This is a genomic window from Streptomyces sp. SID14515, assembly GCF_010548505.1.
Lineage (GTDB): Bacteria > Actinomycetota > Actinomycetes > Streptomycetales > Streptomycetaceae > Streptomyces > Streptomyces caviscabies.
In genome coordinates this window covers 104,285-125,577 of the sequence record NZ_JAAGMH010000144.1, presented here as the reverse complement: position 1 = coordinate 125,577, position 21,293 = coordinate 104,285, and the positions used below count along the sequence as shown (strand labels likewise).

19 protein-coding genes are annotated in these 21,293 nt (G+C 70.9%); 9 read left to right on the top strand and 10 right to left on the bottom strand.

The window, feature by feature from the left end; translation table 11 throughout:
• Window positions 1-124 precede the first annotated feature (124 nt).
• Window positions 125-1,186, bottom strand: a complete 1,062-nt coding sequence (locus tag G3I54_RS35575) for a transcriptional regulator (protein WP_164618634.1) — start codon at window positions 1,184-1,186, stop codon at window positions 125-127.
• Between the two features lie 205 nt (window positions 1,187-1,391).
• Here G3I54_RS35575 and G3I54_RS35570 point away from each other — a divergent pair, with 205 nt between their 5' ends.
• Window positions 1,392-2,807 carry an MFS transporter gene (locus G3I54_RS35570; RefSeq protein ID WP_239144636.1) on the top strand — a complete coding sequence of 472 codons (1,416 nt, stop codon included), beginning with the start codon at window positions 1,392-1,394 and terminating at the stop codon, window positions 2,805-2,807.
• A gap of 13 nt (window positions 2,808-2,820) precedes the next feature.
• Here the strand turns inward: G3I54_RS35570 and G3I54_RS35565 are convergent, their stop codons facing one another.
• Both G3I54_RS35565 and G3I54_RS35560 read right to left on the bottom strand, forming a co-directional pair.
• Complete coding sequence (locus tag G3I54_RS35565) at window positions 2,821-3,576, bottom strand: DUF6227 family protein (protein ID WP_164618636.1); 756 nt, start codon at window positions 3,574-3,576, stop codon at window positions 2,821-2,823.
• A gap of 229 nt (window positions 3,577-3,805) precedes the next feature.
• Window positions 3,806-4,888 carry a P1 family peptidase gene (locus tag G3I54_RS35560; RefSeq protein ID WP_164618639.1) on the bottom strand — a complete coding sequence of 361 codons (1,083 nt, stop codon included), beginning with the start codon at window positions 4,886-4,888 and terminating at the stop codon, window positions 3,806-3,808.
• Between the two features lie 218 nt (window positions 4,889-5,106).
• Between G3I54_RS35560 and G3I54_RS35555 the strand changes: the two genes are divergently transcribed.
• From G3I54_RS35555 to G3I54_RS35530, 6 genes are all read left to right on the top strand, one after another.
• The gene (locus G3I54_RS35555; RefSeq protein ID WP_164618641.1) at window positions 5,107-6,216 is read left to right on the top strand and encodes an MFS transporter; all 1,110 of its coding nucleotides are present in this window, start codon (window positions 5,107-5,109) and stop codon (window positions 6,214-6,216) included.
• Window positions 6,213-8,540 (top strand): molybdopterin oxidoreductase family protein, encoded by a 2,328-nt coding sequence (locus tag G3I54_RS35550; RefSeq protein WP_164618643.1) that lies wholly within the window; start codon window positions 6,213-6,215, stop codon window positions 8,538-8,540. The genes G3I54_RS35555 and G3I54_RS35550 overlap by 4 nt, the downstream gene beginning before the upstream one ends.
• Window positions 8,541-8,546: 6 nt before the next feature.
• Window positions 8,547-9,149 carry a 4Fe-4S dicluster domain-containing protein gene (locus G3I54_RS35545; protein WP_007452552.1) on the top strand — a complete coding sequence of 201 codons (603 nt, stop codon included), beginning with the start codon at window positions 8,547-8,549 and terminating at the stop codon, window positions 9,147-9,149.
• On the top strand, window positions 9,146-9,865 hold the full coding sequence (locus G3I54_RS35540; RefSeq protein ID WP_164618645.1) for a Rieske (2Fe-2S) protein: 720 nt from the start codon (window positions 9,146-9,148) through the stop codon (window positions 9,863-9,865). Before G3I54_RS35545 ends, G3I54_RS35540 begins: the two co-directional genes overlap by 4 nt.
• Entirely contained in the window at window positions 9,862-10,257 is a 396-nt protein-coding gene (locus G3I54_RS35535; RefSeq protein ID WP_164618647.1) for a hypothetical protein, read from the top strand. The genes G3I54_RS35540 and G3I54_RS35535 overlap by 4 nt, the downstream gene beginning before the upstream one ends.
• Window positions 10,258-10,318: 61 nt before the next feature.
• The gene (locus G3I54_RS35530) at window positions 10,319-10,546 is read left to right on the top strand and encodes a hypothetical protein (protein ID WP_164618649.1); all 228 of its coding nucleotides are present in this window, start codon (window positions 10,319-10,321) and stop codon (window positions 10,544-10,546) included.
• 16 nt (window positions 10,547-10,562) lie between these two features.
• Here G3I54_RS35530 and G3I54_RS35525 read toward each other — a convergent pair whose 3' ends face one another.
• The 6 genes from G3I54_RS35525 to G3I54_RS35500 all read right to left on the bottom strand — a co-directional run bounded on the left by G3I54_RS35525 (window position 10,563) and on the right by G3I54_RS35500 (window position 16,630).
• Window positions 10,563-11,114, bottom strand: a complete 552-nt coding sequence (locus tag G3I54_RS35525) for an MscL family protein (protein WP_164618651.1) — start codon at window positions 11,112-11,114, stop codon at window positions 10,563-10,565.
• A gap of 113 nt (window positions 11,115-11,227) precedes the next feature.
• Window positions 11,228-11,707 carry an RcpC/CpaB family pilus assembly protein gene (locus G3I54_RS35520; RefSeq protein WP_164618843.1) on the bottom strand — a complete coding sequence of 160 codons (480 nt, stop codon included), beginning with the start codon at window positions 11,705-11,707 and terminating at the stop codon, window positions 11,228-11,230.
• A 304-nt stretch (window positions 11,708-12,011) separates the two neighbouring features.
• Window positions 12,012-12,887: an S-methyl-5'-thioadenosine phosphorylase gene (locus G3I54_RS35515; RefSeq protein WP_164618653.1), complete on the bottom strand. Its 876-nt coding sequence runs from the start codon at window positions 12,885-12,887 to the stop codon at window positions 12,012-12,014.
• Window positions 12,888-12,989: 102 nt separating this feature from the next.
• Window positions 12,990-13,340 carry an FmdB family zinc ribbon protein gene (locus tag G3I54_RS40220; RefSeq protein WP_164618655.1) on the bottom strand — a complete coding sequence of 117 codons (351 nt, stop codon included), beginning with the start codon at window positions 13,338-13,340 and terminating at the stop codon, window positions 12,990-12,992.
• 66 nt (window positions 13,341-13,406) lie between these two features.
• Window positions 13,407-14,687: an MFS transporter gene (locus tag G3I54_RS35505; protein WP_164618657.1), complete on the bottom strand. Its 1,281-nt coding sequence runs from the start codon at window positions 14,685-14,687 to the stop codon at window positions 13,407-13,409.
• Window positions 14,688-14,986: 299 nt separating this feature from the next.
• A complete protein-coding gene (locus tag G3I54_RS35500; protein ID WP_164618845.1) occupies window positions 14,987-16,630 on the bottom strand; it encodes a potassium/proton antiporter in 1,644 nt (547 codons plus the stop codon).
• Window positions 16,631-16,847: 217 nt separating this feature from the next.
• Between G3I54_RS35500 and G3I54_RS35495 the strand changes: the two genes are divergently transcribed.
• Window positions 16,848-19,592, top strand: a complete 2,745-nt coding sequence (locus G3I54_RS35495; protein WP_164618659.1) for a penicillin acylase family protein — start codon at window positions 16,848-16,850, stop codon at window positions 19,590-19,592.
• A gap of 96 nt (window positions 19,593-19,688) precedes the next feature.
• Here G3I54_RS35495 and G3I54_RS35490 read toward each other — a convergent pair whose 3' ends face one another.
• Complete coding sequence (locus G3I54_RS35490; RefSeq protein ID WP_164618661.1) at window positions 19,689-20,294, bottom strand: 5-formyltetrahydrofolate cyclo-ligase; 606 nt, start codon at window positions 20,292-20,294, stop codon at window positions 19,689-19,691.
• Between the two features lie 93 nt (window positions 20,295-20,387).
• On the opposite strand from G3I54_RS35490, the gene galU reads away from it, so the two are divergent.
• On the top strand, window positions 20,388-21,290 hold the full coding sequence (gene galU / locus G3I54_RS35485; RefSeq protein ID WP_164618664.1) for a UTP--glucose-1-phosphate uridylyltransferase GalU: 903 nt from the start codon (window positions 20,388-20,390) through the stop codon (window positions 21,288-21,290).
• Window positions 21,291-21,293: the final 3 nt, after the last annotated feature.

The following is a 21,293-nucleotide window of genomic DNA, read 5'->3' as shown; positions in this document are numbered from 1 at the left end:
TAACCCGTAATCTCCCCATCAAGCCGGTTCGCACCGGCTGACCGACCGGGTCATTCCGGTCACCCGACCGGTTTTCACCGGTCCCTGAGCTGAGCCCCGGCGCCCACCCCCCCGGCGTCGGGGCTCATCCCTGTTCCGGGCCGGCAGGCCGGGGCAGAGGCCGGTCCCCGGGCCGGGCGGCGCGGGTCAGCCGGGCGCCGAGACTCTCCAGGTACGCCACCAGCTCCGGCGGCTCCCGTACGGAGAACTCGCAGTCCACCAACGCCAGCCGCAGCGCCACCCACTCCAGCGAGTCGGTGCACGAGGTCCGCAGCCGGCAGCCGCCCTCGCCGTCCGGATCCGGCGCCCCGAGGTGCGCGGGCAGCCGCGCCGCCACGAACTCCGCCGGCCCGCCGAACCACACATCGAGGCGCAGCTCCGGCTTCATCCGCCGCATCGACCGGGCCAGGAACCTCGCCGCGTCCCCGCCCCCGCCCTTGCCGACGCCCCCGCCTTCGTCGCCGCCCTCGCCCTTCGTCCCGTCCACGGGCAGCGGTCTCGGGACGAACCGGGCCCCCGTCGCGTACGGCTCGCCGACCCGGTCCACCCGGAACGTGCGCCAGTCCTCCCGGTCCAGGTCGTACGCCACCAGATACCAGCGCTGCCCGGTGCTCACCAGCCGGTACGGCTCGACCTGCCGCTTCGTCCGGGTGCCGTCGCCGCTGCGGTACGCGAACCTCAGCCGCTCCCGCCCGGTGGCCGCCGAAGCCAGCGTCGTCAGGGTTCGCGGGTCGATGGTCGCGCCGTCGCCGCGGGTCAGCGGCACGGTGGCGTTCTGGAGCGCGGAGACCCGGTGCCGCAGCCGCGAGGGGAGCACCTGCTCCAGCTTCGCCAACGCCCGTACGGAAGCCTCGTCGACGCCCTCGATCGCGTGCCCGGCCCCGGCCCGCAGCCCGACCGCGATGGCCACCGCCTCCTCGTCGTCCAGCAGCAGGGGCGGCATGGCGGCGCCCGCCACCAGCCGATAGCCACCCGCCGAGCCGCGCGAGGCCTCGACCGGGTAGCCCAGGTCGCGCAGCCGGTCGACATCGCGGCGGATCGTGCGCGGGCTGACGTCGAGCCGCTCGGCCAGCTCACCGCCCGGCCACTCGCGCGGGGTCTGGAGGAGCGACAGCAGTTTCAGCAGTCGTGCGGGGGTGTCGGACATGGCCTCAGGATGCCGGGCCATCAGGTCATGATCTGACCTGATGGCTGCCTAGGTTCCTCCCATGCCTTCTTCCGCACCCCCGCCCCTCGCGGCGTCGCACCTCGCACCGCCCGCCCCGCCTGCACCGCCCGCGCCGGTGAAGACAGCGGTCGCACCCGGGTCCGCCCCGGCCGACCGGCGTCGCTGGTTCGCGCTCGCCATCGTGATGACCGCGGCCTTCATGGACCTGGTCGACGTCACGATCGTCAACATCGCGATCCCGAGCATCCAGCGCGAGACCGAGGCATCGGTCTCCGCGATCCAGTGGATCACCGCCGGTTATGCCCTCGCGTTCGCGGCCGGGCTGATCACGGGCGGCCGGCTCGGCGACATCTACGGGCGCAAGCGGCTCTTCCTCATCGGCATCGGCGGATTCACGCTCGCCTCCGCCCTCTGCGGTGTCGCGCCCAGCCCGGAGATACTGGTCGCCGCCCGCATCCTCCAGGGCGCGACGGCGGCCCTGATGGTGCCGCAGGTCCTCTCGATCGTGCACGCCACCTTCCCGGCCCACGAGCGCGGCAAGGTCTTCGGACTCTTCGGCGCGATCGTCGGACTCGGCGCGGTCTCCGGCCCGCTGCTGGGCGCGCTGCTCACCGAGTGGGACCTCTTCGGGCTCGGCTGGCGGCCGATCTTCCTGATCAACCTGCCCGTCGGCATCGCCGGTCTGCTCCTCGGCGCGAAGTTCATCACCGAGTCCAAGGCGCCCAAGGCGGTCCGTCTCGACCTTCTCGGCGTCGCCCTGATCACCCTGGCGATGCTGATGCTCATCTACCCGCTCACCCGGGGCCACGAGCTGGGCTGGCCGCTGTGGGGCCATCTGTCGATGGTGGGCAGCCTGTTCGTGTTCGGGGCGCTGGTCCTGAACCAGCGGCAGAAGACGCTGACCGACGGCTCGCCGCTGATCGAGATGTCCCTGTTCCGGGTGAAGAGCTTCGCCGCCGGCATCGCCGTGCAGCTGACCTTCGGCGTCGGCCTCGGCATCTTCTTCCTGGTCTGGACCCTCTACATGCAGATGGGTCTCGGCTGGAGCGTGCTGCGCGCCGGCGCGACGGGCATCCCGTTCTCCGTCGCCGTCTCGGTGGCCGCCGGGATCTCCGTGCAGCAGCTGGTGCCCCGCTTCGGCCGCAAGGTCCTCCAGGCCGGTGCGCTCCTCATGGTCGCCGGGCTGCTGATCTACCTCTGGGAGAGCGAGCAGTACGGCATGGGCATCACGTCCTGGCAGATGGCCGTCCCGCTGGTGGTCATGGGCGCGGGCATGGGGCTGATCGTGGCTCCGCTGACCGACGCGGTGCTCTCCGAAGTGCCCAAGGAGCACGCCGGTTCGGCGTCCGGCCTGATCAACACCGTGCAGCAGATGGGGACGGCGCTCGGCCTCGGCCTGGTGTCCGTCGTCTTCTTCGGCGCGATCGGCGACCGGCTTGCCCCGGAGGCGGTCGGCCCGGCGTTCGTCGACGCGTTCCAGCAGTCGCTGTGGTGGGTGGCCGGAGTGCTCTCGGTGATCTTCCTGGTGATGTTCGCCCTGCCCGCCCGCCCGCGCGCCCACGTGGAGGACGACGCGTCCACAGAGGCTGACGCGAACTGACCGCCGGCCCGGGTCAGCAGATCCGGGTGCGGCTCTCCATCGCCGCACGGGCGGTGTGCTCGTCCTCGTACACCTCGCACATGTGGCGGCCGTCGGGCGTCGCCGTGTGCTCGACCTCCCACAGGCTCGTCTCGCTGCCGTCCAGCAGCAGGAACGCGTGCTCGTAGAGCGTGAATCCGGCCGTCCGGCCGTCGACGTGGCACTGCCGCCCGAAGATCTGGGTGATGTGGTGGGCGAAGGCGGACCGGAGCAGCCGCGCCTTCTGCTCGCCCGGCCGGTCGGCGTTCTCCGCGCGGCGCAGCACCCGGCGGGCGTGGTCCGCGGAGTTGTCCGGCGCGTACGTCCGGGGGAGCGGGGCCGGAGGGGCGGGCATCAGGACCGTCAGCATCTCCAGATCCCCCTGCGCCTCCTGTATCCCCTCGTCGCCGAAGAGCGGGGAGTCGGAGAAACTTCCGGCCAGCCGGGACGCGGCGATGCGGGCGTCGCCCTCCTCGTCGTACAGCTCGTGCCGGCGCGGGGCCCGCACATCCCGCCCTCCGCTGTGCACCAGCTCCCACAGGGTCAGGGCGGAGCCGTCGGCGAGGAGATACGTGTGACGGTAGGTCTCGCGGTGCAGCACGGAACTGTGGTGCGACGAGTGCAGCGAACTGCTGTGGGCGAGCGCGGTGCCGAGCCGGTCGACCGTACTGTCGGGAAGGTCGAAGGAGTTGAGGGCGCGTCGCAGGAGTCGGTCGAGGTGGTGCTCGGTTGTCTCGTACGGATCGCTCAAGGTGGTGTCTCCAGGCCGTCGCCGCGTGTTACTTGATGCGTGCTTAACGTAGTCCCTGGGTCCGACATCGTGACCGGGGTTGGTAAAAACGTAGGGCGCACGCAGAAAGTTCCCCGCGTGTTCCCGGTGCATTTCGGGCGCTTGGGGTGAACTCCCGGGCGCCGAGGGTGAGTCGGCTGCCCGCGCGCCCCTCGCTCGCGCCGCGCGCCCCCGGAACCTGTCGTTCGGATCAGGCCTTGCCGCCGTACAGCTCCGTGTACGAGAGGAGTCTGCCGCCCGGCCCCTCGGTGCTCCGGGCCGCGCGCACCGCCTTCACGATGGCCCGCGCCAGGACGTCGGCGCCCGCCGCCAGGATCTCGTTGACGGCGACCGGATCGCCCGACGGCACCGGCGCCTGCCCGGTCGCGAGCGTGAACACGGTGTCCCCGTCGGTCAGCAGATGCACCGGGCGCACCGCGCGTGCCAGGCCGTCGTGCGCGGTGCCCGCCAGCTTCTGGGCCTGCGCCCGGGTCAGGTCCGCGTCCGTGGCGACGACCGCGATCGTCGTGTTGAACGGCGGAACCCCGCCCCCGGCCTCCTCCGCCGCTTCCCGCTCCCGGGCGAGACGGCGCTCCGCCGCCGCGTGGACCTCGGCCGGAGGCTGCGCCGGCGGCTCCCCGGCCCCGTACTCCCCGAACAGCACCCCGGTCCGGGGGTCGACCACCGAGCCCGCCGCGTTCACCGCGACGAGGGCGGCCACCGTGACCCCGGAGGCGAGGCGGGCGCTCGCCGTGCCGATGCCGCCCTTCAGCTGCCCGGCCACCGCGCCGGTACCCGCGCCCACGCCGCCCTCGGCGACCGGCTCCCCGGGCCCCGTGGCGGCCGCGGCCTCCACCGCCGCGCGGCCGGTCGACGCGTCGGGGCGGGCCCGCCAGTCGCCGCCCCGGCCGAGGTCGAAGAGGGCGGCGGCCGGAACGACCGGGACCACCTGGGTGGGGCCCGCGCCGACCCGGACACCCCGGCCCTGCTCCTCCAGCCAGGCCATCACCCCGGACGTGGCATCGAGCCCGTACGCGCTGCCGCCCGTGAGGACGACGGCGTCGACCCGCTGCACCAGATTGCGCGGATCCAGCGCGTCCGTCTCCCGCGTACCCGGCCCGCCGCCCCGCACGTCCACGGCGGCCACGGCCCCGCCCTCGGGCGCCAGGACGACGGTCGTACCGCTCAACGCACCCGCTCCGGCGACCTCGGCATGGCCGACGCGGATCCCGGCCACATCGGTCAGCGCGTCCAGCAGGGGCGGGAGGGCGGGGGCCTTGTCATCGTGGGTCATGTGCGGCTCCTCCGGTCGGGATCGGGGCCCGCGGGGGAGCACGGGCCGATGCGCCTCGAACGTACCGGCGAGCCGGCAGCGGTGCGCAAGGCCCCGCACGGGCAGGGGGTCCGGACCCGGCCCAGGCAAGGCGACCCTTGCGACTGTCCGGGCGACCCGCTCACCCTCTCACCCTCCAAAACGGGTTGAATCCGCCCAAACAGTCCTACGGTGGCCGGGTGACCGAGCCCTCTGAAGCCACCGCAGCAGCCGAGCCCCACGCCCCCGACGGAACCGCGGCCACGCCCCCCGCCGCGACCGGCCCCCGGTCCGTCACCACCCGGGCCACGCTCGTCGGAGCGGCGGTCTCCGCCCTGCTGATCCTCGCGATCGTGCTCGGCAGCCGGATGCTCCGCAACTTCGACTCGGCCCTCCTCCCCTATGCCGTGGCCACGGTCTTCCTCGCGTTCGGCGTCGCCTACCGGTACACAGTGTGGATCTCCGCCCCCGGCGCCCGACGCCTCTTCAAACAGGGCTGGCGCAGCTTCTTCTCCCTGGACAACTTCCGTCGGGCGCCCACCGCCCTGCCGAAGATGATCGCCACCTATCTCGGCTTCCAGAAGTTCCTCGGAGCCCGCTCCCACGCCCGCTGGGCCGCCCACCAGCTGATCTTCTGGGGCTGCATCCTCGCCGCCCTGATCACCTTCCCGCTCACCTGGGGCTGGTTCACCTTCACCTCCGGCAGCGGCTCGGGTCCCGGCTACGAGATGCGGATCTGGGGCTTCAAGATCCTCGGCTTCGACTCCCTCAACCTCCTCGGCTGGCTGATGTTCCACGGCCTGGACATCGCCGCCGTCCTCGTCATCCCCGGCGCCTCGTACTTCCTGTGGCGCCGGATGAAGGACCGCGGCGCCATCACCGGCCAGCGCTTCGCCTACGACCTCGTGCCGCTGATCGCGCTCATCGTCATCTCCGTGACGGGTCTGCTGCTCACCTTCTCCTCGGTCTTCCTGCACGGTGGCGGCTACCAGTTCCTGGCGATCCTGCACATGGTGTCGGTGGTCTTCACCCTCATCTACATCCCGTTCGGCAAGTTCTTCCACATCGTCCAGCGCCCGGCCGCGGTCGGCATGCAGCTGTTCAAGTACACCGGCCGCAAGGACGACGAGGTGTTCGCCTGCCGCCGCTGCGAGGAACCCATCGACACCGGGCCCTACGTCGAGAACCTGCGCGGCACCATGCGCGACCTCCGGCTCGACTTCGACTCCTGGGCCGAGTACTGCCCGCGCTGCAAGCGGGTGCTGCGCGGCAGCGCCTACCTCTCCCATGTGAAGAAGGGCTTCAAGTGACCGCGGAACCGCGAGCTGCTGCCGACCGCCGCACCTTCATCCCCCTGGACCCCTCCCTCGCCCCACCCGGCACCCGCGCCTTCCGGGACGCCGGCGGCATCCCGGCCGACCAGTGGCACGCCGACCAGAACGGCGAGACGCTCGTGCCGACCCACTGCTGCTTCTGCGGCGTCCAGTGCGGGATGTATCTGCGCGTGGACCGGGGCGGCAAGGTCTTCGGCGTCGAACCCCGCAACCACGACATCAACCGGATGCGGCTCTGCCCCAAGGGCATCAACGCCTATCAGCAGGTCAACCACCCCGACCGGCTCACCGCCCCGCTGATGCGCCGCTCCCGCGACGAGGAGTTCCGCGAGGTCTCCTGGGACGAGGCGCTCGACTTCACCGTCTCCGAGATCAAGCGCATCCAGCAGACGCACGGCAACGACGCCTTCGGGCTCCTCGGCGGGGCCAGCCTGTTCTCCGAGAAGACCTATCTGGTGGGCAAGTTCGCCCGGGTCGCGCTCAAGACCCGGCACGTCGACTACAACGGCCGCCTCTGCATGGTCAGTGCCGCGGGCGCCAACAAGCTGGCCTTCGGCATCGACCGGGCCGGCAACCCCTTCTCCGACATCCTCCTCACCGACTGCCTGCTCATCGCCGGCTCCAACGTCGGCGAGTGCTTCCCCGTGATGACCCAGTACGTCTGGGGAGCCCGGGACCGCGGGGCCAGCCTCATCGTCATCGACCCGCGCGAGACCGCCATCGCCCGGACCGCCGACATCCACGTCGCCCTCAAACCCGGCACCGACTCCGCCTTCTTCACCTCCGTCCTGCACGTCGTCATCGAGGAAGGGCTCACCGACGAGAACTACCTCGCCGCCCACGCCACCGGCTGGGAGGAGGTCAAGGCCAAGGCCGCCGAATACCCGCCCTCCCGCGCCGCCGCGATCTGCGGGATCCCCGCCGAGCAGATCGTCCAGGTCGCCCGGACCTTCGCCCGCGCGCCCAAGGCCATGGCCTGGCACGCCCGAGGCATCGAACACCACTCGCAGGGCGTCGAGAACTGCCTCTCCGTGATCAACCTCTGCACCGCCACCGGTCACATCGGCAAACCCGGCGCCGGCTACGGCACCATCACCGGCCAGGGCAACGGGCAGGGCGGCCGTGAGCACGGCCAGAAGTCCGACCTCCTCCCCGGCGGACGCTCCATCATGAACGAGGAGCACCGCCGCCAGATCTGCGAGATCTGGGGCATCGAGGAGTCCGAACTCCCGCTCGCCGGGACCTCCATGATGGAAATGGTCTGGCAGATGCAGCGCCGCGAGATCCGCGGCCTGATCGGCATCTGCAACAACCCCTTCGTCTCCCTGCCCAACTACCGGGTGGTCAAGGAGGGGTACGACACCACCGAGTTCCACGCGCAATTCGACTTCTTCCTCTCCGAGACCGCTGCCAACGCCCATGTCGTCTTCCCCGTCACCACCTGGGCCGAGGACGAAGGGGTGATGGCCAACGCGGAAGCCCGCGTGGTCAAGCACAACAAGGCCCAGGACCCGCCCCCCGGCGTCCGCACCGACACCTGGGCGATCTGCGAACTCGCCCGCCGGCTCGGCGCCGGTGACAAGTTCGACTTCCCCGACTCCCGGTCGGTCTTCGACGAGCTGCGCATCGCCTCCGCCGGCACCGTCAACGACTACTACGGCATCACCTACGAACGGCTGGAGGAGACCGGCGGCATCGCCTGGCCCTGCCCCACCACCGACCACCCCGGCACCCCCCGGCTCTTCGAGGACGGAAAGACCTACCACCCCGACGGCAAGATCCACCTCCAGGTCGTCGAATGGCACCCGCCGATGGACCCGTACGACGACGAGCACCCCATGTCGCTCACCACCGGCCGCACCGTCGCCCACTTCCTCTCCGGCAACCAGACCCGCAGGCTCGGCGCCCTCGTCGAACAGACCCCGCGCCCCTGGGCCGAGATCCACCCCTCGCACGGCTTCCGCAACGGCGAGCCCGTCCGCGTCGTCACCCGGCGCGGCAGCGAGGTCTTCCCCGCCCTGGTCACCGAGGCGATCCGCCCCGACACCGTGTTCGTCCCGTACCACTGGCCCGTCCCCACCGCGGCCAACGCCCTCACCATCGACGCCCTCGACCCCCGGTCCAAGATCCCCGAGTACAAGGTGTGCGCCTGCCGCATCGAGCACGCCGAGCGGATCGACGAGGTCCCCGCCCCGCCGGTCGCCCCCGGCCATGTCGCCTACCCGGAGACCCAGGTCTCCCGTACCGACCCGCTGCCTCCCACGGCCCCACAAGGCCGTGGCACCTCGGAGAGGAGCTGATCCCCCATGATGGGAAGAACGATCTTCATCGACCCGGGGCGCTGCATCGGCTGCCAGGCCTGTGTCTCCGCCTGCCGCGAATGCGACTCGCACCGCGGCAAATCGATGATCCACCTCGACTACACCGACGAGGGCCACTCCGTCGCCTCCCTTCCCACCGTCTGTATGCACTGCGAGGACCCGGTCGCCCCGTGCGCCGAGGTCTGCCCCGCCGACGCGATCCTGGTGACCGCCGACGGTGTGGTGCAGCAGGCCGACACCACCCGCTGCATCGGCTGCTCCAACTGCGTCAACGCCTGCCCCTTCGGCGTACCGAAGATCGACCTCCAGGCGAAGCTCCAGATGAAGTGCAACCTCTGCTACGACCGCACCGCCTACGGCCTCGCCCCCATGTGCGCCACCGTCTGCCCGACCGGAGCGCTCTTCTACGGAACCGTCGAGGAACTCCAGGCGGAGCGCCCCGGCGTCCAGGTCGCCGACACCTTCGTCTTCGGCGAGACCGAGGTCCGCACCGGCGTGGCCATGGTCGTCCCCGCCGAACGGGTCCAGTGGCCGGTCCCCGGCGGCCTTCCCGTCGTCGAGATCAACGGGAAGGACGTCCGCCGATGAGCGTCACCGACCAGCAGCCGGGCGGCGAGCACCCCGCCGGGGGAGACCCGCGCGAGGCGCTCCAGGACCGGATCGCCGCCGACTCCCTCACCACCCGGCGGGACTACCTCCGGATCGTCACCACCGTCTCCGGCGGTCTCGCCGTCGGCGGCATCGGAGTGGCGGCCGGCATCCTCCACCGCCACGGCGACGGCGAGGAGGGCAAGGCCTCCGAGCCGAAGCGCATCGCCGGGCAGCTCCTGCCCGGCGAGTCGATCGCGTTCCGCTACCCGGGCGAGGAGGACCGGGCCGTGGCCGTCCGCCTCGACGACGGCACCCTCGTCGGCTACTCGGCCGTCTGCACCCACCTCGCCTGCGCCGTGCTGTGGCGCAAGGACCGGGGCAGCGAGGGCGAGCTGTACTGCCCGTGCCACGAGGGAGTCTTCGACGCCCGGTCCGGCGAGGTCACCGCCGGGCCGCCGCCCCGAGGGCTGCCGAAGGTCGTGGTCATCGAACAGGGCGACGGAAGCATCTGGGCCGTGGGCACCACCCGCTCCGGCGAGAGCGTCGAGGAAGGCCTCTGTCGCCAGCTCGGCGGCGAGCGCCCCGACCTCGCGACCCGTATCGGCTGCCCCGACATCGGCGGCGGAGCCGAATCCCCGCCCCGGGCCACCGGCCCCGGCCGGCGAACCGGTGCGGTGTCCGCCACCGCCGAGAACCCGGGCAGGCGGACATGAACGACACCCCGCACCCCGAGCAGCCGCTGCCGCCCCCGGGCAGCCACTACCCGACCTACCACCCCGGCAGCGCGGACCCCGTACTGAACCGGCCCGTCCACGAGCGCTATCCGCAGATCCGCCCCACCAGCGGATACGGGGACCCCCGCGTCCGGCACACCGGCCCCGGGCCCGGAGCGGGCACCGACCAGGACCCCGAACGCTCCTCGAAACTGACCGCCCGGCTCGCTCTGGCCATGACCGTCGTCATCGGCCAGCTCTGGGGGCTGACGATCCTGATCGACGAGTGGATGGAGGGCAACACCGGCACGGCCTGGTGGGGGGCCGGCTTCCTCTGTCTGTCGTTCCTGGTCGTGCTCGGCCTGTGGCTGCTCGATCCGAAGGACCGCTGACGCCCACCGCCCTGCTCCACGGCGGCTCACACCTCGTGGTGAGCCGCCGTACCCTGGAGACATGAGCGCCGCCCCCGCCCCCCGACCGCGTGATGCGAAGAAGCCGCAGCAGCCGGAAGAGCAGCCGCACCAGGAACCGAAGCCCAAGCCGGTTCTGATCTTCGACGATCCGCTGGACCGGCAGTCCGCGGACGATACGGACCAGGGGTGGGGCGAGCGGCCTCTCACCGGAGGCAGCGCCGCGGACCTCGCGCGTTTCCTGGACGAGAAGCCGCCCCACCACATCTGAGCGGCCGCCCGGAGGGCTACCGGTCCTCGACCGGGCCCGCCCCAGCCCCGCCGGTCCCGCCGGTCCCGCCAGGACCCTCGCCCGAGTCCGGCCCGAGCCGGCCCGGTGCGCCACCGGTGCGCTGTGCGAGGAGGGCGTCGCGGATCTCCTTCAGCACCTCCAGCTCGCTCACCTCCATCGTCTCCTGCACGCCCTCCTTGGCGGCCTGCGCCGCCGCCCGCCGGGCCAGATACTTGGCCATCGGCAGCACCATCAGGAAGTACACGACGGCAGCGGTGATCAGGAAGCTGAGAGCGGCGCTGAGCACCGAGCCCCACAGGATCTCGATCCCGTCCATCTCCCCGGTCTTCGGGTCCGTCGTGCACGGGCCCTGGAGACAGGAGCTGTAGTTGTCCAGGTCCTGGGTGCCGAACGCACCGACCAGGGGATTGATGACGCCCTTGACGACCGCGTTCACGATGTTGGTGAACGCTGCGCCGATGACGACAGCCACCGCGAGGTCGATCACATTGCCGCGCGTCAGGAAGGCTTTGAAGCCGTCCAGCAGACTGACCTTCTTCTCGCTCACAGGTGAGCCTTCTTTCGCATGGGCGGTAGGGGGAGCAAACTGCTCCGCCACCTAAGGCGGACGAAGGCGACACTGTCCAATCCGCTAATTCCCACGAGTGACTTGAGAGGGCGTCAGTTCGCATCGGACACCGCCACGGCCAACCGTCCCGAAGTGCCCGCGCCGAGCAGGGCCGTGGCCGTCGGCCGCTCCACGGACAACACCACCAGCGCCCCGGCCCCCGCTTCACCGCTACCGCCCGCCGCGTGGCCGCCAGGTCTGGCGGCTGTGTGCGGCACCTTCGCCACACGCACCCCTCGTGCCACCACGCGCGCGTCGTCGTCGCCCGTATCGCCGACCGCGATCACATCGACCCGATCTCCCGGCCGCAGCAGCCGTACGGTCTCCGGGTCCGCGATCCGGACCGGCGCGGAGACCAGCCGCTCGGACGACCGGTCGGCACCCGGCGGCGCGTCCGGTGCGGCGGACCCTCCGTCGGCGCTGCTCAGGCCCGTGGTGGCCAGCGCGGCACCCGCCAGCGCGAGCCCGGCAGCCGCCGCACGCCGCTGTCGGCGCAGCATCCGACGCAGCCGGTCCGCGCCGCCGCCCCGCACCCGCAGCGGAGCGAAGGGCCCGACCCCGCACGGTGCGGGCACCGGTGCCGGGAAGGAGCAGGCGGACGGGGGAGTGGACAGGGACGAGGACATGGCACCACCTGGGGATCGGGGCGGACGAGCGCGAGGAAAGCGCAAGGGAAAGGGGAGTCCGGCCGGTGTGACCCGGCCGGACTCCCCTCACTTTCCACGGTCCGAGCAGAACCCGCTGAGGCCTGTGGACAGTCCCCGCACTGTGGACAACTCCGTCACCTGATCCGGTGAAGCCTGCCCTGTGACCCGGTGAGTCCCGCCCTGCTGCCCGCTACGGCAGCGCGATCCCGGTGTCGATCCCGTCCAGCGCGTGGGCGCAGGTGCAGTTGCGGCTGTCGTTCTCCGGCAGCCCGGCCACCGCGTCGAACAGCACCGAGCGCAGCCGGTCCACATTGGCCGCGAACACCTGGAGCACCTCCTCGTGCGAGACGCCCTCGCCCGCCTCGGCCCCCGCGTCCAGGTCGGTCACCAGGGTCATCGTGGTGTAGCAGAGCCCCAGTTCACGGGCCAGGACCGCCTCGGGGTGCCCGGTCATGCCCACGACCGACCAGCCCATCGCCGCATGCCAGCGCGATTCCGCGCGGGTCGAGAAGCGGGGCCCCTCGACCACTACCAGGGTGCCGCCGTCCACCGGCTCCCAGTCGCGTCCGCGGGCCGCTGCCAGCGCGGCCTTCCGGCCCTCGGGGCAGTACGGGTCGGCGAAGCCCAGGTGGACGACGTTCGGCACGGTCCCGTCGGCCCGGGGCTCACCGTCGTAATAGGTCTGTACGCGGGTCTTGGTGCGGTCCACCAGCTGGTCGGGGACGAGCAGGGTGCCCGGCCCGAACTCCGGCCGCAGCCCGCCCACAGCGCACGGCCCGAGCACCTGCCGGACCCCGACGGAGCGCAGCGCCCACAGGTTGGCCCGGTAGTTGATGCGGTGCGGCGGCAGATGGTGGCCACGTCCGTGGCGGGGCAGGAAGGCCACCCGCCGGCCGCCGAGCTCACCGAGGAAGACCGAGTCGCTCGGCTTCCCGTAAGGGGTGTCCACGGAGACCTCGGTGACGTCCTCCAGGAAGGAGTAGAAGCCCGAGCCGCCGATGACACCGATCTCCGCGGAACCCTCGGTACCCGTACCGGAGCCCGATTCCGTATGTGCGTTCGCCATGCGGTCACCGTATCCGGAGGAGCGTTTCCCGGGACGCACGACCGGACCCCGCCGAGTGGTCTCGGCGGGGTCCGGTGAAAAGCAGGTGGGGCGTACGCGGGCTCAGGCGGCCGACGTACCGCTCGACGAGGCCGGCGCGGAGGCCGACGACGAGGAGGAGCCGGACGAGGAGGACGAGGACGATGCGCTCGCCTTCGAGTCCGAACCCGACGACGAGGACGACGTGGAGTCGGACGACTTCGAGGTCGCCGACGCCGGCGTGCTGCTCGACGACGAGCCACGGCTGTCGTTCCGGTAGAAACCGGAACCCTTGAAGACGATGCCGACCGCGGAGAACACCTTCTTGAGGCGTCCGTCGCAGCTCGGGCACACGGTCAGGGCATCATCGGTGAACTTCTGCACCGCCTCGAGGCCCTCGCCGCACTCGGTGCACTGGTACTGATAGGTCGGCACTTGCTCCTCCTGGCACTCTCACTCAATGAGTGCTAACGACGCTCCATACTGACGTATTCCTTTGAATCAGTCCACCGTGACCGGCTCGCGGTGACCGATCCCACGTGCCACGGTGCGTCCCGGGGACCGGGGGGTCAGCCGTGAGCGCAGGGCCAGCAGGGTCACCAGGGCCAGTGCGGTTCCGGCCAGGGGCACCAGGAATCCGGTGCTCGCGCCATGGGCGTCGGCGAGTTGCCCCGCCACGGTCACGGCCGCGGCCTGTCCGAGCGCCACCGCGCCCGTCAGCCAGGTGAAGGCCTCGGTACGGGCGGTGGCGGGCACCAGCGACTCGACCAGGGTGTAGCCGCTGATCAGCGCCGGGGCGATGCAGAGGCCGACCAGCAGGCCGAGCCCGGCCAGCAGCGGCACCGAGTGGACGGCCCACAGGCCGGACGCGGTCAGGGTCAGCGCCACGTACCCGACGATCAGTCGACGGCGCGGGCTGCTCTTCCAGGCGATGGCGCCGCAGGCGATGCCGGCCAGCATGTTTCCCGCGGCGAAGATGCCGTAGAGCACACCGTTGACGCCGGGGTGGCCGATCTCCTCGGAGAACGCGGTCAGCGAAACCTGCATTCCGCCGAAGACCGCGCCGATGCCCAGGAAGGTGATGGCCAGGACGCGCACGCCCGGTACGGAGAGCGCCGAGGCGTGCGGTTCGGCCGCGGTGGCGGCGTTGCGCGGGGCGGGCTGGGTGGCGCGCTGCGCGGCGAAGAACAGACCGCCGACCAGAGTCAGGGCGGCTTCCGTGATCAGGCCGGCCGCCGGGTGCACGCCGGTGCACAGCGCGGTCGCGATCACCGGGCCGAGGACGAACGTGAACTCGTCCGTCACCGACTCGAACGCGGCCGCGGTGGACATCAGCGGCGAGGCGGGCCGGTCGGGGGTGGCCCCCAGCAGCGCCGCCCACCGGGCCCGCACCATGGGGCCGATCTGCGGGATCGAGGCGCCGGTCGGCACCGCGGCGACGAACAGCGCCCACAGGGGCGCGTCGGCCAGCGCCAGGACGGTCAGGGCGCTCACCGAGACGGCGTGGAGGAGAACCCCGGGCAGCAGGACGGAACGCTGGCCGAAGCGGTCGGCGAGCTTGCCGGTCTGCGGGGCGAACAGCGCCATGGAGACGCCGGAGACCGCCGCGACGGCGCCCGCGCTGCCGTACGAGCCGGTCGTGTGCTGCACGAGGAGGACGATGCCGATGGTCAGCATCGCGAAGGGCTGCCGTGCGGCGAAGCCCGGGAGGAGGAAGGTCCACGCACCGGGGGTGCGCAGCAGTTGCCCGTATCCGGGGCGGTCGGAGACCGTGGTTGCCACGGTCCTTGCCTTTCTGCCGCCTGGTAGCCCTGCTTCCCGGCGCCCTTGTGGGGCGGGCCGGACGGAAGCGGCCGAGAGCTGTCCTCTTCGCGCGGAACTGCGGTAGATGCCGGGCGACTCGCTGCAATCGGCGAAGAAACGCCGGGCGAAGAGACACCACGACCGCCATACGGTCGCGCCAGCTCTGCTTCAGACAGAGTTGGTCGATCAGGTTTGCCTTCATGCTACAGGCAGGAAGACCTGTGCGCCTGTGATTGCACACAGGGCTTCCGTTTCAGCCTGTGATCTGCGACGCCTTCTCAGGGGCGGGTCTTCGCGCCGCTTCCGCTTCCGTTGGCACCGGCATTGGCGCCGGCGCCGGCCCCGCCGAGCTTCTTGGCCAGCTTCATCGCCTGTGGGATGGCGGATCCGCCCTGGGGGCCCGCCGCACCGGGCGTGCCGGAAGCGGGCGATCCGCCCGTGCCCAGCCAGCCGGCCAGCTTGCCGCCCTCGGCGACCGCCCGCAGGCGTTCCTCCGTCCGGTCGCGCACCGGATCGGTGGCCACCACCAACAGCTCGTCACCGCGCCGCAGCACCGTCGCCGGGGACGGCACGAAGCTCTTGTTCTCCCGGACCACCAGCGTGACCGCGGAGCCGGCCGGGAGCCGGAGCTCGCCGACCTCCACGCCGTGCATCTTCGACTTCGCGGGGATGGCGACCGACAGCAGATGGCCGCGCAGCCGTTCCAGCGGGGCCGACTCGATGCCCAGGTCGTCGGCCTCGGCCGGATCGTCGGCGATCTTCAGCTTGCTCGCGACCCAGGGCAGCGTCGGACCCTGGATCAGGGTGTAGACGATGACCAGGACGAACACGATGTTGAAGATTCTCGTACTGCCCTCCACCCCGGACACCATCGGAATGGTCGCAAGGATGATGGGCACCGCCCCGCGCAGCCCGGCCCAGGACATCAGGACCTTCTCGCGGGCCGGCATCCGGAACGGCGCGAGGCTCAGGAAGACCGACAGCGGTCGCGCCACCATGGTCAGCACCAGGCCCACGACGATGGCGGGCCAGAAGTCGTCGACCAGGTCATGCGGGGTGACCAGCAGGCCGAGCAGCACGAACATGCCGATCTGGGCCAGCCAGCCGAGCCCGTCGGCGAAACCGCGGGTGGCGGGCCAGTGCGGCAGCTTGGAGTTGCCGAGGATCATCGCGGCCAGGTAGACGGCGAGGAACCCGCTGCCGTGGGCCATGGCGCCCGCTGCGTACGCGGAGACGGCGATGGCCATCACGGCGATCGGGTAGAGGCCGGAGGCGGGCAGCGCCACGTGCCGCAGCCCCAGGGAGCCCAGCCAGCCCACCGTGATGCCGATCGCGGCGCCGATGGCCAGCTCCAGGGCGATCTCGCCGACCAGGACGTACCAGTGCTCGACCGGGCCGACCGCGGAGAACGCGACGACCAGGATGACGACCGGAGCGTCGTTGAAGCCGGACTCGGCCTCCAGGACACCCGTGATCCGCGACGGCAGGGGCACTCTGCGCAGGACGGAGAAGACGGCCGCGGCGTCCGTGGAGGAGACGACCGCGCCGATGATGAGGGCCTGGCGCCAGTCGAGGCCGACGAGATAGTGCGCGGCCGAGGCGGTGATGCCCACGCTGATGGCGACGCCGACGGTCGAGACCACCGCGGCGGCGGGCAGGACGGGGCGGACCTCTTTCCACTTCGCTCCGAGTCCGCCCTCGGCCAGGATGACGACCAGGGCGGCATAGCCGATCACCTGCGTCAGCTCGGCGTTGTCGAACTTGACGTCGAAGATGCCGTCCTGACCCAGGGCGATCCCGATGCCGAGATACAGGAGCAGGCTGGGGAGCCCGCTGCGCGAGGAGATCCGTACCGCCGCCACGGCGACGAGCAGGACGAGCGAGCAGACGAGCAGGAGTTCGTTGAGCGCGTGGACAGTCAGGGTCCGTTCCTTCCCTGCGTGCGCCTGCCGGATCGTCCTCCGGCAGCCAGTTACTTCGTTACCTTACCTAATCGTTAACGATTCCTTGACGGCTTCGAGTGTTCGTACGAGGAAGACGCAAATGGATGCATCCCCATACCGCGTCCGAGTGGCTTCTCCGCTGCGCCTATGGTTGCTCCTGCACTCCCAGGACCACCCTGCCCCTCGAAGGACAGCGATGCCCGCCAACACAACCGCCTCTTCCGGCCCTTCCGACGCGAAGAAGCCCGGCAGGAAGAAGGGGCGACGCGCCCGCCTGATCGTGCTCGTCCTGGTGCTGGCGCTCGTCGCGGGTGTCGGGTACGGGGCGTACTGGTCCGTGTCCACCGTGCGGGCCTCGTACCCGCAGACCACCGGGTCGATGACTCTCGACGGCCTCAGCGGCGACGTCGAGGTCAAACGTGACTCCTACGGGATTCCGCAGATCTACGCGGACTCCGACGCCGACCTCTTCCGCGCCCAGGGCTTCGTCCAGGCCCAGGACCGCTTCTGGGAGATGGACGTCCGGCGGCACATGACGTCCGGCCGGCTCTCCGAGATGTTCGGTTCCGGCCAGGTGGAGACCGATTCCTTCCTGCGGACGCTCGGCTGGCGGCAGGTGGCGCAGAAGGAGTACGACGAGGTCCTCGACGAGAGCACCAAGAAGAACCTCCAGTCGTACGCGGAGGGCGTCAACGCGTACCTGAAGGGCAAGGAAGGCCGGGACATCTCGGTCGAGTACGCGGCGCTGGGCTTCACCAACGACTACAAGCCCGGCGAGTGGACCCCGGTCGACTCGGTGGCCTGGCTCAAGGCGATGGCCTGGGACCTGCGCGGCAACATGCAGGACGAGATCGACCGGTCGCTGCTGACCAGCCGCCTCGACAAGGACCAGATCGAGGACCTGTACCCCGGCTACCCGTACAAGAAGAACAGGCCGATCGTCGAGCAGGGCGCGATCTCCCCGGTCACGGGCGAGTTCGACCCCGAGGCGAACCCGTCGGACAACGTCGGCTCCACGACCCCCGAGGGCGCCACCGAGGGCCTGAACACCCAGCTCTCCGCCCTCTCCGACACCCTCGACGAGATCCCGGCGCTGCTCGGCCCGAACGGCAACGGCATCGGCTCGAACTCCTGGGTCGTCGACGGCAAGCACACGACGTCCGGCAAGGCGCTGCTCGCGAACGACCCGCACCTCGCGCCGATGCTGCCCTCCCTCTGGTACCAGATGGGCCTGCACTGCCGGGAGCTCTCCAAGACCTGCCAGTACGACACGGCCGGCTACACGTTCTCCGGTATGCCCGGTGTGATCATCGGCCACAACCAGGACATCGCCTGGGGCCTCACCAACCTGGGCGCCGACGTCACCGACCTCTTCCTGGAGAAGGTCTCCGGCGACGGCTATCTGTACGACGGCGAGACCAAGCCGTTCAAGACCCGCGACGAGACCATCAAGGTCGCCGGCGGCAGGGACCGGACGATCACCGTCCGCGAGACGAACAACGGCCCCCTGGTCTCCGACCGCAGCAAGGAACTGGACAAGGTCGGCCAGAAGGCGCCCGTCAGCAATGCCGCACCCGACCGGGCCGACGGCTACGCGGTGGCGCTGAAGTGGACCGCGCTGGAGCCCGGCAAGTCCATGGACGCGGTCTTCGCGCTCAACCGGGCCAAGGACTTCGCCACCTTCCGGAAGGCCGCCGAGTACTTCGAGGTCCCCTCGCAGAACCTCATCTACGCCGACACCGAGGGCAACATCGGCTACCAGGCGCCCGGCAAGATCCCGGTCCGCTCCGAGGGCTACGACGGCACGGTCCCGGCCCCGGGCTGGGACCCGAAGTACGCGTGGAAGGGCTACATCCCCTTCGACCAGCTGCCCTACGAGTACAACCCGGACCGCGGCTACATCGTCACCGCCAACCAGGCCGTCATCGACGAGAAGAAGTACCCGCACCTCCTGACCAAGGACTGGGGCTACGGAGCCCGCAGCCAGCGGATCAACGACCTCCTCGCCCAGAAGATCAAGGGCGGCGAGAAGGTTTCGACCGATGACATGCAGAAGATGCAGATGGACAACTTCAGCGAGATCGCCGCGCTGCTGGTGCCCGAGCTGAAGAAGATCAACATCTCCGACCCGAGCGTCCGCGAGGCCCAGAAGCTGCTGGAGGGCTGGGACTACACCCAGGAACCCGACTCGGCCGCCGCCGCGTACTTCAACGGCGTCTGGCGCAACATCCTGAAGCTCGCCTTCGGTAACAAGCTTCCCAAGGAGATGCGCGTCGAGGGCGACTGCATCAATGTGCCGCCGGCCAAGAACAGCGGCCCGGTGGACCAGCAGAAGAAGCTCGTCCGCGAGTGCGGCCAGCGCGACGGCGACACCGCGCAGCCGGACGGCGGCGACCGCTGGTTCCAGGTGGTCCGCGACATCATGGACGACCCGGACAACGAGTGGTGGAAGGCGCCCGCCCGGGGCCGCGAGGACGCCCTGGAGAGCCGGGACGACCTCTTCGCCCGGGCGATGGAGGACGCGCGCTGGGAGCTGACGGCCAAGCTCGGCAAGAACATCTCCACCTGGAGCTGGGGCCGGCTGCACCGCCTGACGCTGAAGAACCAGACGCTCGGCACCGAAGGCCCCGGCCTGCTCCAGCGGGCGCTCAACCGCGGCCCCTGGAACCTCGGCGGCGGCGAAGCGGCGGTCAACGCCACCGGCTGGAACGCGGCGAGCGGCTACGAGGTCGTCTGGGTGCCGTCGATGCGGATGGTCGTCAACGTGGGGGACTGGGACAAGTCCCGCTGGATCAACCTCAGCGGGGCCTCCGGGCACGCGTTCAGCGCGCACTACACCGACCAGACCGACAAGTGGGTCGACGGTGAACTGCTCGACTGGTCCTTCGGGACGGAAGCGGTCGACGCGTCCACCGTCGACACGCTGACGCTGAAACCGTAGGGATCGCCAAGAGCGCCCGGTAGGAAGCCCCTAGGGGCTCACGCGTGAGCCCCTAGGGGCTTTCGCCTGTCCGGGGTTCAGGCGCCTGTCCGGGGTTCAGGATGCGAAGCGCCGCGCTCCGGACGGTGTGACCACCGCGTCCACCGGGTGGTCGTGCGGTTCCGAGGGAACCCGTGCGACCACCTCGTCGTCGTACAGGAGCACGACGAGCGCCGGGTGCGCCCCGGCGGCCGTCAGCCGGGCCAGCACCCGGTCGTAACTGCCGCCGCCCCGCCCGAGCCGCATCCCGGCCCCGTCCACCGCCAGGCCGGGCAGCAGCACCGCGTCGGCGTCCAGGACGGCGGCGGGGCCCAGCCGTGGGCCGTCCGGCTCAAGGAGCCCCCGCCCGGCCGGCAGCAGGTGCTCCGGGCCCTCGTAGGACGCCCAGTCCAGGTCGTTGTCGGGCAGGAGCACCGGCAGCAGCACGCGCACGCCGCGCCCGCGCAGCGCTTCCAGGAGTGCACGGGTGCCTGGCTCGCGACCCACGGAGACGTACGCGGCGACCGTACGGGCGTCGGCCAGTTCGGGAAGGCCCAGGGCCGCTTCGGCGAGAACCGCGGCGGCCCGCACGGCGTCCTCCTTCGTCAGAAGGGCCCGCGCGGCGAGCAGTTCGCGCCGCAGGGAGCTCTTCGCGGACGCCTTGCCGGACTTGTCGGTGTTCAATAGAGACTCGCACGATTCTCGTATGGGCATATTTAAGGACGAAGTTAACCGGAATATCAGCTTCCGGCCGTGTGCAGCCGTTAAGGTCTGCACATGACTCAGTCGCCCTCCAGGATCAGCAAGGCCGTCATCCCGGCAGCAGGTCTCGGCACCCGGTTCCTGCCCGCCACGAAGGCCACTCCGAAAGAGATGCTGCCTGTCGTCGACAAGCCGGCCATCCAGTATGTCGTCGAGGAGGCCGTGGCAGCGGGACTCTCCGACGTACTGATGATCACCGGTCGCAACAAGCGTCCCCTCGAGGACCACTTCGACCGCAACTACGAGCTGGAGTCCGCGCTCACCCGCAAGGGCGACGCCGAACGCCTCGCCAAGGTCCAGGAGTCCAGCGACCTCGCCACCATGCACTACGTCCGCCAGGGTGACCCCCGCGGCCTCGGACACGCCGTGCTGTGCGCCGCCCCCCACGTGGGCGACCAGCCCTTCGCGGTGCTCCTCGGCGACGACCTGATCGACCCGCGCGACGCCCTGCTGGCCCGGATGGTCGAGGTCCAGGAGCGTGAGGGCGGCAGCGTCATCGCGCTGATGGAGGTCGACCCCTCGCAGGTCCACCTCTACGGCTGCGCCGCCGCGGACGCCACCGTCGACAGCGACGTGGTCCGCATCACCGACCTGGTCGAGAAGCCGGACCCGGCCGACGCCCCCAGCAACCTCGCCATCATCGGCCGGTACGTCCTGGACCCCGCGGTCTTCGACATACTGCGACACACCGAGCCGGGCCGCGGCGGCGAGATCCAGCTCACCGACGCGCTCCAGCTCCTCGCGGCCGACGAGAAGACCGGCGGCCCCGTGCACGGCGTCGTCTTCAAGGGCCGCCGCTATGACACCGGCGACCGCAGCGACTATCTGCGCGCCATTGTCAGACTGGCGTGCGAACGTGAAGACCTGGGGCCGGACTTCCGGACCTGGCTGCGCAAGTACGTCGCTGAGGAGATGTAACCC

Bases quoted from the DNA above. Each gene is read 5' to 3' on its own strand.
- G3I54_RS35570 (WP_239144636.1), top strand. From the start codon at position 1,392: ATGACCGCGGCCTTCATGGACCTGGTCGACGTCACGATCGTCAACATC.
- G3I54_RS35515 (WP_164618653.1), bottom strand. From the start codon at position 12,887: ATGGCGAACGCACATACGGAATCGGGCTCCGGTACGGGTACCGAGGGT.
- G3I54_RS35540 (WP_164618645.1), top strand. From the start codon at position 9,146: ATGAGCGTCACCGACCAGCAGCCGGGCGGCGAGCACCCCGCCGGGGGA.
- G3I54_RS35575 (WP_164618634.1), bottom strand. From the start codon at position 1,186: ATGTCCGACACCCCCGCACGACTGCTGAAACTGCTGTCGCTCCTCCAG.
- G3I54_RS35545 (WP_007452552.1), top strand. From the start codon at position 8,547: ATGATGGGAAGAACGATCTTCATCGACCCGGGGCGCTGCATCGGCTGC.
- G3I54_RS35560 (WP_164618639.1), bottom strand. From the start codon at position 4,888: ATGACCCACGATGACAAGGCCCCCGCCCTCCCGCCCCTGCTGGACGCG.
- G3I54_RS35495 (WP_164618659.1), top strand. From the start codon at position 16,848: ATGCCCGCCAACACAACCGCCTCTTCCGGCCCTTCCGACGCGAAGAAG.
- G3I54_RS35530 (WP_164618649.1), top strand. From the start codon at position 10,319: ATGAGCGCCGCCCCCGCCCCCCGACCGCGTGATGCGAAGAAGCCGCAG.
- galU (WP_164618664.1), top strand. From the start codon at position 20,388: ATGACTCAGTCGCCCTCCAGGATCAGCAAGGCCGTCATCCCGGCAGCA.
- G3I54_RS35535 (WP_164618647.1), top strand. From the start codon at position 9,862: ATGAACGACACCCCGCACCCCGAGCAGCCGCTGCCGCCCCCGGGCAGC.